The following is a 13,060-nucleotide window of genomic DNA, read 5'->3' on the forward strand; positions in this document are numbered from 1 at the left end:
CCTCACTGCACCGCTACAAACACATTAACATCGCAATCTCAGCAACAGTCCGTAGCACTGTATGAGCTTCATCACACATCACTTAGTGTCAGCACTCCACATGCTCTCGCGAGACTTTCACGCTTAGCACCAGCAAATCTCCGACCAGACCGTTAGACTTATATCACTATGGCTGCTTTCACTTCTTTGACCGATAGACTATCCGGAGCTTTCAAACATCTGCGCTCCAAGGGCAAACTCACACCCGCAGATATTGATGCCACTATTCGAGAGATTCGTCGCGCACTGCTAGATGCTGATGTCGCTCTCGATGTGGTCCGCTCTTTCACTGCTCAGGTGCGTGAACGAGCATTGGGTGAGGAAGTCTCCAAAGCTCTCAATCCTGCACAACAGATTGTGAGCATTGTCAACGAAGAATTGACAAAGGTTCTCGGTTCAGGGGTAGATCGCCCACTGAACTTTGCTAAGAAACCACCCACAATCATTATGCTTGCAGGTCTGCAAGGTGCTGGTAAAACCACCTTGGCCGGCAAATTGGGGTATTGGCTGAAAGATACGGGTCACACGCCCCTGCTGGTTGCTGCAGATTTGCAGCGCCCTAATGCTGTCACACAGCTTCAGGTAGTCGGTGAGCGTGCAGGTGTCCCTGTATATGCACCAGAACCAGGGGTGCAATCCGGCGCATCTGATGTGGTTTCTCCTGGCCAGTCCACTGGCGACCCTGTGAAGGTCGCTCGTGAGTCGGTGCGCTTGGCTCAAGACAAACTGTACGACACCGTCATAATCGACACCGCAGGTCGTCTCGGCGTTGACCAAGAGCTCATGACTCAAGCTCGCAATATTCGCGACGCTGTGCAGCCCAATGAGATTCTCTTCGTCATCGACGCCATGATTGGTCAAGATGCTGTGCAGACAGCCAAAGCCTTTGATGAGGGCGTCGATTTCACTGGCGTGGTGCTTTCCAAACTTGATGGTGATGCACGCGGCGGTGCAGCACTGTCAGTAGCCAGTGTCACGGGTAAGCCAATTCTGTTCGCTTCAACGGGTGAGGGTCTCAAAGACTTTGAAGTCTTCCACCCTGACCGTATGGCTTCGCGCATCCTCGATATGGGCGATATTCTTACGCTAATCGAGCAAGCACAAAAACAGTTCGATGAGGAAGAAGCACGTCAAGCTGCAGAGAAACTGTCTGAAGGTAATTTCGGTCTTGACGACTTCATGGCGCAGCTCCAACAAGTTCGTAAACTTGGATCAATGAAGAGTCTTCTCGGCATGATCCCGGGTATGGCTCAACACCGCAAAGAACTCGAACAATTTGACGAGAAGGAAATTGATCGAACCGAAGCTATCATCAATTCGATGACTCCTCAGGAACGACACGAGCCAAAAATCATTAACGGTTCGCGCCGTGCTCGTATCGCTTATGGTGCAGGCACTACTGTTTCAGCGGTAAATGGGTTGTTACAACGTTTCGAACAAGCTTCCAAAATGATGCGGCGTATGAGCAACGGCTCTCGTAGTATGCCGGGGATGCCAGGCATGCCAGGCATGCCAGGCATGGGCGGTGCTGTGGGCGGAGGCAAGAAAAGCGGCAAGAAGTCTAAGAAACGCAATTCCAAATCAGGCAACCCTATGAAACGTGAGGCCGAAGAAAGAGCGTTGCGCGAACGCCTTAGTACGAACAGCACAAAATCTTCAGGTTCAGCATTTAGCAAGAAAGCTCAGGGTCCCGATGGCATGCCGGAGTTGCCCCCTAATCTAGGTGGCGGCCTTGGTGGTCTGCTAGGCAACTAAGAAGACTTATGTTCCTTTGGCTCTGCTGTGCAGTGATTGCCTTGTGGATGGGGTTGCGACACATTCCAACTCGCTGGGATATGTACCGTCCACTGCCTGAACTCATTGCTTTGATTCCCCTGCTATGGATACCAACTCTGGTGATCTTGGCAATCGCGATTGCTTATTCATCGTGGTCTCAGGGCGTTATAGCCGTCCTGCTGCTCTGTATACAGCTGCTCTGGCATAGCATTATGTATGTTGATTTGCCGAAACCTCTTCTCAGGATCTGCGGTGTGTCACAGCGACGGAATTATCACAAACAGCGACCAGAACTTGTTCCCTCCACAAACAACGCTCAAGAGACAACGACAGAGCTGTCAACATCGGTACTACATGTGATGAGCCTTAATTGCCGATTTGGTCGCGCTGATGCACAATCTATTCGCAAGGTGGTGACTAGCAATCATGTTGATGTGTTGGCACTACAAGAAGTTACCCCTGAGCTGCTTGATGCTCTAGAATCAGCAGGCGTACATGCTGAGTTGCCATTTACTGTTACTGGTACATCTCGTGACGATGACAACGGCGGCAGTAATGCCCTCTTGCTACGTTATGAGCCCTCAGAAAGCTCAGAATCTTCTATCAATTTACCCGCGGCTGCAGTTCCTGCGGCAACGTTGAGCATTAATAATAGAAAGATTCGTTTTGCATCGGTACACCCTAAATCGCCAGGACGCGGTGGCCGATTTTGGCATCAGGGTATTTCTCAATTAGGCGAATTAGGCAATTACGACGAGACTTCTTACACCACAGACTCACCTAACATCTCTCTTAACGACACCGTTGTTCTTGGCGATCTCAATTCAAGTATGTATCATCCCGTATTCAGACAGATGCTGCAGAACTCGCGCTTTCTCGACTCCTCGTATGAGCTTTGCGACGGATATCATCGCACATTCCCCTCGTCATGGAAGGGTGTGCCCGCACTTATCGAGCTAGATCACGTGCTGTTCACACCAGGTGTATACCCCATAAAACTTGTTCCTTTAGCGATTCCAGGCAGTGACCATCGTGCTGTTCTCGCCACCCTTGGTATCGTGTAAACGCAACAAGCACAGCTACTAAGCAGATTCCCTCGCTCTCGCTGGTGCAGCCGTCTTCTTAACTCACTACGCATTAACTTCGTGCCCCATGTAACGAGGTATTTCTGTATAAACCAGACACCAATATGGCGGATATGGCGACCGGCCACAGGTACCTCGCAGACCCTACAACACGGAGAATAGGTAATCACCACACCGGAGTAGCGGAAAATACAGCGGTATGCCTATAATTACCCATTGTTATTCATGCGGACGGCGCCCTCTAACCCCGTACGTATGAGGACACGCTGAACGGATGTATGTGCCCCACACATGTATCACGCGAAGCACCCAAGTTAACAAGGAGAGCCATTTTGGCAACCAAGATTCGTCTGAAGCGTCTGGGCAAGAAGTTCTATGCCTACTACCGCATCGTGGTCGTAGATTCACGCAAAAAGCGTGACGGCAAGGTTATCGAAGAGATCGGTACATACGATCCCAACAAGCAGCCTTCATTGATCCAGATTGATTCCGAACGAGCACAGTACTGGCTCGGCGTTGGCGCACAGCCAAGCGATGCAGTATTCAATATGCTGAAGATTACCGGTGACTGGCAGAAGTTCAAGGGCCTTCCTGGTGCAGAAGGCACGTTGAAGACTCCCGAAACCGGCGCTGATGCAGAAACTCGTATTGAGCAGGCCGACAAGGAAGCACAGAAGCTGAAGGCCGCCAAGTCTGAAGCAGATGCGAAGGTTAAGGCTGAAGCCGCAAAGGCTGCAGAAGAAGCTCCTGCACAGGAAGCCGCTGAAGCAGCATCCTCCGAAGAAGAGGCCAAGTAACATGCTCGCGCAGGCAGTCGAACATCTCATTAAGAACATCGTTGATTTTCCCGACGATGTCTCCGTTAAATCCAACGAGAACACCCGCGGAGAGTTGCTCCGAGTGCGTGTAAACCCTGAGGATATCGGTCGTGTTATCGGTCGTAGCGGGCGTACAGCTAATGCGATTCGTACCGTGGCTCAGGCTTTGTCCGACCACAAAGTACGCGTCGACATTATGGATGTACGTAGGTGAACGGCTGACGTGAACGAACATTACAGCAGTGACGACCCTCAGCAGCAAGAGCTACTGAGGGTTTGTCGAATCGGCAGAGCACAGGGTCTTAAGGGCGAGGTGAATGTTTTGGCATTCACTGATGAACCTGAGCGTCGCTTTGCCCCAGGCGCCACCCTTTTCACTCAAGACGGCCGTACTTTCGTGGTCTTGCGTTCCAGAAGTTTCAAACTGCGATGGATCGTACTGTTTGAAGGTGTGGAAGATCGCACGGCAGCAGAAGCTCTCAATGGCACCGAGCTCTTCTGCGAAGCAGATTCAGCAGAAACCATGGCGGAACAAGACGCATGGTATCCATCTGATCTCATCGGTTTGCAAGCGCGACTAGTTGACGGCAATACTTTTGGCCTACCTGAGAACACTCTTGTAGGAACAGTCAGCGACGTACTTGAAGGCGCTGCTCAATCCATTCTAGAAATCACCTCTCGCTCAGCCGAAGGTGATGAGGTGAAGTCCCTCGTTCCATTCGTTGATGAAATCGTCCCCGAGGTTTTTCTGGATGAAGGCTACATCACTCTTGATCCTCCAGGCGGGCTCATCCCTGACCCGCAATCTCATAGCTAATTTCTCACCTTCACGATTATCTTCTCTCCCTGAACTGTGCGAAACAGCACGTCAGGTGGCTCGATTTGCGGCTCCATCATGCCAAGTTCCACAGTTTCAATCCGTATGGAATGAGCAAAGTGTGCAACATGGCATACGACACGCCGTAAATGTAATACCTTGCGTGCTACATCGCACACTTTCAGGAAGGAAATGGCACAGTTTCAGATATGGTGAATCATATGCGTATCGATATAGTCTCTGTTTTCCCCGATTATTTCCACAACCTTGATATCAGCTTGTTGGGCAAGGCACAAGAACACGGGCTACTGCAAGTTGAGACACACAACTTACGAGACTGGACTCACGATATCCATCATTCTGTGGATGATACTCCCATCGGTGGTGGGGCCGGCATGGTGATGAAACCAGAAGTGTGGGCAGATTGCCTCGATGAACTCTTAACTGTGAACAAGGGCGCAGACACTGCAACCCAACGCGAATCTTCTTCTGCCATACTGATACTTCCAAACCCGTCAGCACCGCTATTCACACAACGTGACGCAACTGAACTCTCTCATGCAGAACATCTGATTTTCGGGTGCGGACGATACGAAGGATATGATGCCCGTCTCCCCGAGCATTATCGTCAACAACATATCGATGTTCGGGAATATTCAATCGGCGACTATGTGCTCAATGGCGGCGAAGTCGCAGTATGCGTGATGCTTGAGGCAATTACCAGATTGTTACCTGGTTTCATGGGCAATCCCGACTCCATCATCGAGGAATCCTATACCGGCGCTCAGTCCCTGCTCGAGCATCGCCAATACACTAAACCAGCATTGTGGCGCGGCCATGAGGCACCACAGGTTCTTTTGAGCGGCGATCACGCCAAAGTTAATCGTTTCCGCAGAGATGATGCTCTAACCCGAACCAGCGAAATCAGACCGGATCTCATTGAATCATTGAACTGTGCAGAGCTAGATAAAGCCGACCGCAAAACCCTCATAGCACTTGGCTGGGAGGTCAGCGGAGTGCACCCAAAAGCGCTCAACTAAGGATATACAGCTCACTGAGCTGCACGTAGCGAACTCGGTGCTTTTAGCGAGCTCTTTTCATGTAGTACAACCCAGTATGTGCAGTGAACCCAGTATGTGCAGCACTCGAAGCGTTGATCTTCTTCACACCACAAGAATCGGCTTATCACCAATTCTCAGTGTCTCGGAAAACCTAGAGAGTCTGTCTTCTGCTACACACACGGCTCACTCACGAACAATCAGAGACCAATAACCTTGACACGCTCGTCAATCGGTTGCTTTTCTTTGCCCTGAGCACGTGTGGAAACTCCACCGAATGGCATCTGAGCAATCAGACGCCATGTTGCTGGAATATCAAACTCTTCCGCAACTGCCAGGTCAATCAGCGGATTGTAATGCTGCAGGCTGCCACCCAGGCCAGCTTCGCTCAGCGCAGTCCATACCGAAAGCTGAAGCATGCCACTCGCCTGCTGGGCCCAAATTGGGAAATTCTCGGCATATGCAGCGAACTTTTCGGCAAAGCCATTCGTTACTTCGGAATCATCAAAGAAGAGTATGGTCCCCTGCCCTGCAGCGAAAGAAGTCATTTTTTGTTCAGTGGGCTCGAATGGTTGATCTTCAGGAACCACGCCACGCAGTGCCTTACGAGTGATATCCCACAGCTTCTTGCTTGCATCACCGAACAGTACCAGTACGCGCTGCGACTGGCCATTAAATGAGCTGGGAACCTGCAAAGCAACAGCTTTAACCAAATCAGCAACCTCTTCATTGCTTAGACTCGAGGTTTCTGTTAGAGCGTATTCCGAGTGTCTGGTGCTCAGTGCTTTGACAATACCGCTTTCGACTGCCATATGAATCTCCTTATAATTGACGTTTATCAACGTCATTGACGTATCTACATGTCTAAGATTAGGATTACTTCTAACCTTTCAGCCTGTAAAGAAGCACCAAGCAACATCAGCTGTTTCACTAACATTTTGTCAGTGCCATCGCTATCATATACCTTAACTTTTTCATCAAGCACGCGTATCGTCTGAGAGTTCAAAGTCTCGTTCTATGTAATACACAGCCGTTTCACCATACATTTTGTGTTGTCGCACTCCCCAACCCTGTGGAATTTCAGGCTCAGGCGAACGCGCGGAACGCTCGACGACCAGCACACCATCTTGTTGAACGAGTCCACCATCAAGCAGCTGAGAAATCACCGATCGTATATCATCATCGCTCAACGCATATGGTGGATCCATGAACACCACGTCAAAAGCTTTTCGCGGTACATCATCTGTCGCATGAGAGTCAGAACGTACAAAACGTTCAACCGTGTTGCGCATCACCTTCGCTGAGTCAGTCGTAAGCCATGAGGGGTTGCGTTGAAGCGCCTTCAACGATGCTGAAATCAGTGAAGCAGCTTGAGCTCCCGATTCGATGGCAAGCAGCTCATGCGCGCCACGAGACAAAGCTTCGATTCCCAAAGCTCCCGTGCCTGCGTATAGATCCAGTACTCTCGCGCCCTCGATTTCCCCATATGATTCGAGATGTGAAAAAATCCCCTCTTTTGCTCTGTCTGTGGTTGGTCGAGTCCCTGATTTGGGAGCAGTCAACTGAAATCCCTTGAATCTTCCCGAAACGATACGCATATTTCCATTATCCGATGAATACCGCCAAACTGCTACCAAAACGCCGTCACCACATCACCTCGCGCACAGAGATAACCAGCTAGTGACTCCGATTGCATAACTTATCAGGTGGTAGCAAGGAAGGATTCATTACCTCGCATAAAATCCAATACTGCTCCTGCAAGCGATGTTTCTTGAGACAGTTCGGGGTCTTTTGCTAGCAACTCAGCGGCTTGTTTACGCGCACGAACCACTACATCTGCATCCTTGACCACGCGAAGGAGCTTCAGCGATGAATGACCGCCAGATTGGGCATCCCCAAGCACATCGCCTGCTCCACGCAATTCCAAATCAGCTTGAGCTATTGCAGTGCCGTCACTCGAATGCTCAATAATCGCCAAACGCTGAGCCGCTATAGAGTCTTGCTCTGCGCGGGAAACAAAAAATGCCCAGCTGTTAGTTCCTCCTCGACCTACACGCCCTCGTAACTGGTGCAACTGAGAAAGACCAAAACGGTCAGCATCGAACACTACGATACAACTGGCTTGGGGTACATCCACACCAACCTCAATCACTGTGGTTGCAACAAGAACTGGACTCTCTCCAAGAGCAAAATCATGCATAACCTGTTGTTTAGTCCCATCATCATCGCGTCCCGTGAGCGAGGCAATACGTATACCTTGCAACTGAGGTAAGGCCTGCAGACGCCGCTCAATTTCCTCAACTGAATGCAACGCCAGAACGCTGCTCTCCTGATCTGATTCATCAACGGGCAACAGACTCACACCCTGCGGATCTTCCTCAACTTCACTGGTGTCGTCTATACGAGGGCACACAATATACGCTCGCTCCCCAGACTCAATGCGTTGGCGAATATGAAGGAACATGCGACTCATAGTGCCACTATCAGCCTCTTGCACCACAATGGTGCGAATCGGTTTACGGCCTCCTGGCAACTCGCGCAATTCAGAAATATCTAAATCCCCAAACCACGTCAATGCTGCAGTGCGAGGTATTGGCGTTGCCGTCATGATTAACAAATGAGGTGCAATGTCGTTCTTGCGTCTCAAAGCTTCTCGCTGCTCCACGCCAAAACGATGCTGTTCATCGATAACTACTAGAGCAAGATTCGGCGCCTGAAAGGTTGTCGAGAAAGCGGCGTGCGTAGCAACAACGATGCATGGCTCGCCGCTAGCTGCTAAAGCCAGAACCTTACGACGCTGAGCCAGTCGCATACCACCGGTTAGCAGCACCACAGGAATGCTAGCTGCTGTGGTGCTTCCCGTTGTCGCTAAGGCACTAGCTGGGAGTTTCTGGATCATTGAGGATATTGTCTGATAATGCTGTTCTGCAAGTACCTGAGTCGGTGCTACCAGAACTGCTTGATTTCCAGCATCTACGGCCTGCAACATGGCTGCAACACAAACAACTGTCTTGCCTGAACCAACCTCGCCTTGAAGCAAGCGTTGCATAGGATATTGCTTCGCCATGTCTTGCTCAATGGACGCTATAACTTCGCGCTGTCCACCGGTGAGATCAAACGGTAAAGAAGATATGAACTCTCGCGATAAGGTATGTTCCTCATCGAAGGGACATGCATACCCTGGCGTGGCACGCACTCCCTCACGGGAACGCAGGAGTGCAGTCTGAGAGATAAAAGCTTCTTCAAATCGTAGAGTTTCAATAGCCTTGGCAAACTCCGCCGCGCCAGATGGCTCGTGCATACCCACAAAAGCTTCAGCACGATGTAGCAGTCCATTAGAGACTCTGACGGGCTCGGGCAAGATATCAGGAATTGCTTTGCTGAGATCTGTTGCGGAAATCATGCGGACACCAGATGCGGAACTATCCACAGCCGCCACCTCATCTTGCGGTTCAGATGGAGAGGCTGTATGAGGCTCATTGCTATCCGACAATGTTTGCAGCATACTCACAATGGACTCATGAATGTGTTCAGATGAAATTCGCGAATTCGCGTGATACACCGGTCTTGGACGCGATACTCGCGTCAGCCCTTCCTGAGCTGAAGCTACATCCTTCCCGACAACTAAAGTCTCTGGATGCGTAAACTGCAAACGATCATTGAAGAAGCTCGAGTCACCCTGCACGACGAGTTGAGTACCTTGTTCCAATCTTGAACTCAGCCAATCCACAAAATGCTTCTTATAACTAAAAAACACCAAATTCGCCGATGATGGCTTTGCACCATGTTCTACAGCAAATGCCGAATCTTCAACAAGCGCTTCAACCCTGTACCCTCGCCGAGCCGCTAGAGGACGAACTCTAAGTTCTTGCACCGTGCCGGCAAAAGCAGCTGACGCCCCCACAGATATATCACGAAGAGGGAGGATAGGAACAGGATCTGCCACTCTAAATGGATAATAGGTCACAGCATCCAAAACGGTCAGCACGCCAAGAGATTTGAGCGCTCCAACACGACGTCGGTTCGTCATCAACGAAGAAACCGTGGTGTCTAAGGAAATACTCATACCTTCTATTGTCACCATTCAACTCGACACACACGCAATACGTCAGCCAAAACAATTTGTGTAGGGATTGCTGTTGATTTCATCAGTATTCACATTGGAAATCAGCCATTTATCAGAGCTGATATCTCATTGCTGATTACAAATCCCTACACAAGTGCTAAAAGCATGCGATTTGGGCAAAATAATATCCCCATGACCGAAGCCATGGGGATATACGCGAATGCCGCTTGGCACGAATCAGGCTGCTACACGCTGAATCTTGCCTGCTTTGAGGCATTTTGCACATACGCGCACACGTACGTTCTGACCTTCAACAGTGGTGCGAACCGCCTGAAGATTCGGACGGAAGGTGCGCTTATTGCGGATATGCGAATGCGAAACGGAAAAACCGGTCTGCGGTCCCTTACCGCACACTGCGCAACGAGCTGCCATGTTGACTCCCTAGAATCGTTAACGTTCAAGTCTTTGGTATTCGTCTTGTCGACAAGCGACTGGCCGAACACACAACTTCACTAGAATAGCGCCTCCTGCACAGATGCGCAACTCCATGTAAATCGCTGTCATTCAGAGTGCCTGTTCACAACACTACGATTTCTTGTGTACCCCATCATCCAAAGCTTCGAAAATAACGCTAGTTACGCCGCACAGCAGTCCCCCGATGACCCAAGCCATCCAGAAGGGCAGATTCAGACCAAAAAGGCTGATACTGAGAGACCCACCGAACATCACGGTAAGCGCGACGATAGTAGCCAAAATCATAATCACGCCGCAAACCGCACCGTTTATGCGCTCATATTTGCCAGATGAGTTGTGCGACGCCTGCTCCTGCTCAGATTCGCGGTTGTATTCGTTAAGATCAAGCATCCCATGGCGCACTCCAAAAAGAATGAGACAGAAGGTGCCGATGCTCACTGCAAGCAGCAATACCGCGGTCGCTGCATTCGACCATCCTTGTGCTCCGGATTCTGTCTCAATCATGGCATCGGAGAAGATTAGTATAGCCACTCCTGCCAAGATGCAAGCAATACCGGTGACCACACCGACAGCGAGCTGTCTGGCCGACCTCGCGTGATCCTCATCTGAATAGAAGTTCTCGACGAAAGGATGTTTCCGCCTGAATTCGGCATGGCTCATTCCTGCTGGAATAATCAAAGACAAGCCGATCACGATCCCTATAAACAATATCGCGATAGCAATAAACCCCTCGATACCATCCTCCGAAGTCCCCTCATTAAGCAATGGCAAGAAGGACGCGCCCGCGATAATCGCTGCAACACCGCAGGCGATTCTCAGCGAGAAGGATTTGCGATGAGCGTCATATCCGGTGATATCCGTCGAGAGCACGTGGGACTTCGCAGACGGCGACGCTCCCGCCGAAGCACCAAAGACAGGATGAGATGTATGGAACTCGGCCTGTACACCCTCCGTTTGCCCGTTTCCACGAATAGACTGAGGTTTGTTCACATCCCCGAGCACTAAATCATCCAAAGTGCATCCAAACAGATCACAGATCATCAGCAGCTTATCCATCTCTGGGTATGCCTTCTCCGATTCCCATTTGGATATCGCCTGCCGCGAGACACCGAGCAACATGGCAAGCTGTTCCTGAGTCATATTCCGTTGTGAACGTAGACTCTGCAAATTGTTACTGAAGCCCATGATCATTCCTCCCCATAGATACGTCCGGCGAATCTCCATCGCACTGTGCTGCATGATGGTTCAATTCTCCCGAAATTCGCGCAATCCCGCCACCAGCTTCGGGTTGCATAGACAAAATGCAACTACTCGTTGTCCGCAACCACAGGTTGCATCGGCATCATTACAAGCTTTTAAGAGCTATTTCCAGCCTTTTACCAAAGACTATTCATTCTCCGTTCACACCTTTTCAGCCTCATAGACACTCGCATTTGTTAGCGTGCCGAGCAGTAGCTGAACCAGCCTTAGCGCTTAGGCACCACACAGCGAACACAGCACCACTCTGTATGCAAAGGACAAGTATGTCGGGGACAAACCCAGTCGCACAACAAGCATCCGGTCTGCCGTCTGAATTGCAGGACAACGCACAAATCGCCGGCGTCAGCCCGAACAGCGCCCCTATGGAACCTCGAAGCAATTCCGCCCGATCTAGAATGACATCTCAAGAAAAACGCTGGATTCTCTATGATGTAGGCAACTCAGCTTTTGTACTGTTATCGACGGCAATCATCCCCATCTATGCGAATTCGCTGCTCAAGCAAGCCGGAGAGAGCAATATCGTTTCGACGTGGGGATACGTCCAGACCGCGGCCGCATTGGTGATCGCCCTACTGATGCCTCTGCTCGGTTCCATAGCGGACATTCAGGGAATGAAAATCAAATTCTTCCTTGGGTTCTGCGGCACTGGAATGCTGGCCTGTTGTGCACTCGCTCTCCCCTTAACCTGGCTGCCATTTCTCATCCTCTGCATCATATCTTCGATAGGCTTGAACGGTTCTTTGACCTTCTATGACTCGATGCTTGTCGATGTCACCAGCGACGAACAGATGGATCGTATCTCCTCGCACGGCTTTGCTTGGGGATATGTGGGTTCGACAGTGCCTTTTATTCTCTGTATAGCGCTGATTTTCGCCGGTCCAGAGCTTTTCGGTATATCCACAGCGGAATGCACTCGAATAGCCTTCATTATCACGGCACTGTGGTGGGCCGCATTCACGGTCCCACTGGTCAAAAGCTACCGCCAACGTCATTTCCGTGCCACAGCATCACAGATGGGGAGCAGTATCCGTCAAAGCTTCGGTGAACTGCGCACCACACTGCTGCGTATTGCACATAACAGATCACTGCTACTCTTCATGCTCGCGTTCTTCCTATATATTGACGCGGTCAACACCATCATCGCCATGTCAACGTCATACGGCACACAACTCGGTATCGATTCCACTCAAATGGTCATGGCGCTTCTGGCGACACAGTTCGTCGCATTCCCCAGCGCCATCATCTACGGAAAATGCTCGGGAAGATTCGGCACCAAACGTATGATCGTGATAGCAGTTATCGCTTATATGGCCATCGTGTTCTTCGCAGCCTTCCTGCTGCGCAATGCTACAGCCTTCTGGATTCTTGCCATCGCCGTTGGGTTGTTCCAGGGCGGTATACAGGCCTTGAGCCGCTCGTATTACGGCAGATTGATTCCGAAGAATCGAGCGAATGAGTACTTTGGCTTCTTCGATATCTTCGGGAAATTCGCCAGCGTGCTTGGCACCTTCCTTGTCGCCGTCATCACTAGCATCACCGGCAATCCCAGTCTGGGTGTGCTCTCCATCGGCATTCTGCTGATCGGGGCTTTGGTTCTCCTCGCTCTACAGAACGATCCGACAGCTTCACATATGACGCCCACAGAGGTGTGACACATTTACGAATCA

The 13,060-nt window shown here is 50.6% G+C and carries 12 protein-coding genes; 7 read left to right on the plus strand and 5 right to left on the minus strand.

Features of this window, described 5'->3' with window-relative positions:
- The first annotated feature begins 168 nt into the window (after positions 1-168).
- The 6 genes from ffh to trmD all read left to right on the plus strand — a co-directional run bounded on the left by ffh (position 169) and on the right by trmD (position 5,575).
- Positions 169-1,794 carry a signal recognition particle protein gene (gene ffh / locus LKI20_RS09155; protein WP_291773014.1) on the plus strand — a complete coding sequence of 542 codons (1,626 nt, stop codon included), beginning with the start codon at positions 169-171 and terminating at the stop codon, positions 1,792-1,794.
- Positions 1,795-1,802: 8 nt separating this feature from the next.
- Positions 1,803-2,879: an endonuclease/exonuclease/phosphatase family protein gene (locus LKI20_RS09160; RefSeq protein WP_291773016.1), complete on the plus strand. Its 1,077-nt coding sequence runs from the start codon at positions 1,803-1,805 to the stop codon at positions 2,877-2,879.
- 353 nt (positions 2,880-3,232) lie between these two features.
- A complete protein-coding gene (gene rpsP / locus LKI20_RS09165; protein WP_291773018.1) occupies positions 3,233-3,697 on the plus strand; it encodes a 30S ribosomal protein S16 in 465 nt (154 codons plus the stop codon).
- Between the two features lies 1 nt (position 3,698).
- Positions 3,699-3,932: an RNA-binding protein gene (locus LKI20_RS09170; protein WP_291773020.1), complete on the plus strand. Its 234-nt coding sequence runs from the start codon at positions 3,699-3,701 to the stop codon at positions 3,930-3,932.
- A gap of 9 nt (positions 3,933-3,941) precedes the next feature.
- Positions 3,942-4,535: a ribosome maturation factor RimM gene (gene rimM, locus LKI20_RS09175; protein ID WP_291773021.1), complete on the plus strand. Its 594-nt coding sequence runs from the start codon at positions 3,942-3,944 to the stop codon at positions 4,533-4,535.
- Positions 4,536-4,756: 221 nt separating this feature from the next.
- Positions 4,757-5,575, plus strand: coding sequence for a tRNA (guanosine(37)-N1)-methyltransferase TrmD (gene trmD / locus LKI20_RS09180; RefSeq protein ID WP_291773023.1), 819 nt, complete (start codon positions 4,757-4,759; stop codon positions 5,573-5,575).
- 218 nt (positions 5,576-5,793) lie between these two features.
- Here the strand turns inward: trmD and LKI20_RS09185 are convergent, their stop codons facing one another.
- The 5 genes from LKI20_RS09185 to LKI20_RS09205 all read right to left on the minus strand — a co-directional run bounded on the left by LKI20_RS09185 (position 5,794) and on the right by LKI20_RS09205 (position 11,318).
- Entirely contained in the window at positions 5,794-6,405 is a 612-nt protein-coding gene (locus LKI20_RS09185; RefSeq protein WP_291773024.1) for a nitroreductase family protein, read from the minus strand.
- A 165-nt stretch (positions 6,406-6,570) separates the two neighbouring features.
- Positions 6,571-7,191 (minus strand): 16S rRNA (guanine(966)-N(2))-methyltransferase RsmD, encoded by a 621-nt coding sequence (rsmD, locus tag LKI20_RS09190; RefSeq protein WP_291773025.1) that lies wholly within the window; start codon positions 7,189-7,191, stop codon positions 6,571-6,573.
- A 104-nt stretch (positions 7,192-7,295) separates the two neighbouring features.
- Entirely contained in the window at positions 7,296-9,659 is a 2,364-nt protein-coding gene (locus LKI20_RS09195) for an ATP-dependent DNA helicase RecG (protein WP_291773027.1), read from the minus strand.
- Positions 9,660-9,896: 237 nt separating this feature from the next.
- Complete coding sequence (gene rpmB, locus LKI20_RS09200) at positions 9,897-10,091, minus strand: 50S ribosomal protein L28 (protein ID WP_034253227.1); 195 nt, start codon at positions 10,089-10,091, stop codon at positions 9,897-9,899.
- Positions 10,092-10,244: 153 nt separating this feature from the next.
- The gene (locus LKI20_RS09205) at positions 10,245-11,318 is read right to left on the minus strand and encodes a helix-turn-helix transcriptional regulator (RefSeq protein WP_291773030.1); all 1,074 of its coding nucleotides are present in this window, start codon (positions 11,316-11,318) and stop codon (positions 10,245-10,247) included.
- A 437-nt stretch (positions 11,319-11,755) separates the two neighbouring features.
- On the opposite strand from LKI20_RS09205, the gene LKI20_RS09210 reads away from it, so the two are divergent.
- Positions 11,756-13,045 carry an MFS transporter gene (locus tag LKI20_RS09210; protein WP_291773516.1) on the plus strand — a complete coding sequence of 430 codons (1,290 nt, stop codon included), beginning with the start codon at positions 11,756-11,758 and terminating at the stop codon, positions 13,043-13,045.
- The last annotated feature ends 15 nt before the right edge of the window (positions 13,046-13,060 follow it).

It is taken from the genome of Bifidobacterium sp., assembly GCF_022647885.1.
Lineage (GTDB): Bacteria > Actinomycetota > Actinomycetes > Actinomycetales > Bifidobacteriaceae > Bombiscardovia.

What these genes read in the sequence shown, in the direction of transcription:
- ffh (WP_291773014.1), top strand. Translation starts at nt 169, where the DNA reads ATGGCTGCTTTCACTTCTTTGACCGATAGACTATCCGGAGCTTTCAAA.
- LKI20_RS09160 (WP_291773016.1), top strand. Translation starts at nt 1,803, where the DNA reads ATGTTCCTTTGGCTCTGCTGTGCAGTGATTGCCTTGTGGATGGGGTTG.
- LKI20_RS09170 (WP_291773020.1), top strand. Translation starts at nt 3,699, where the DNA reads ATGCTCGCGCAGGCAGTCGAACATCTCATTAAGAACATCGTTGATTTT.
- trmD (WP_291773023.1), top strand. Translation starts at nt 4,757, where the DNA reads ATGCGTATCGATATAGTCTCTGTTTTCCCCGATTATTTCCACAACCTT.
- LKI20_RS09185 (WP_291773024.1), bottom strand. Translation starts at nt 6,405, where the DNA reads ATGGCAGTCGAAAGCGGTATTGTCAAAGCACTGAGCACCAGACACTCG.
- rsmD (WP_291773025.1), bottom strand. Translation starts at nt 7,191, where the DNA reads ATGCGTATCGTTTCGGGAAGATTCAAGGGATTTCAGTTGACTGCTCCC.
- LKI20_RS09195 (WP_291773027.1), bottom strand. Translation starts at nt 9,659, where the DNA reads ATGAGTATTTCCTTAGACACCACGGTTTCTTCGTTGATGACGAACCGA.
- rpmB (WP_034253227.1), bottom strand. Translation starts at nt 10,091, where the DNA reads ATGGCAGCTCGTTGCGCAGTGTGCGGTAAGGGACCGCAGACCGGTTTT.
- LKI20_RS09205 (WP_291773030.1), bottom strand. Translation starts at nt 11,318, where the DNA reads ATGGGCTTCAGTAACAATTTGCAGAGTCTACGTTCACAACGGAATATG.
- LKI20_RS09210 (WP_291773516.1), top strand. Translation starts at nt 11,756, where the DNA reads ATGGAACCTCGAAGCAATTCCGCCCGATCTAGAATGACATCTCAAGAA.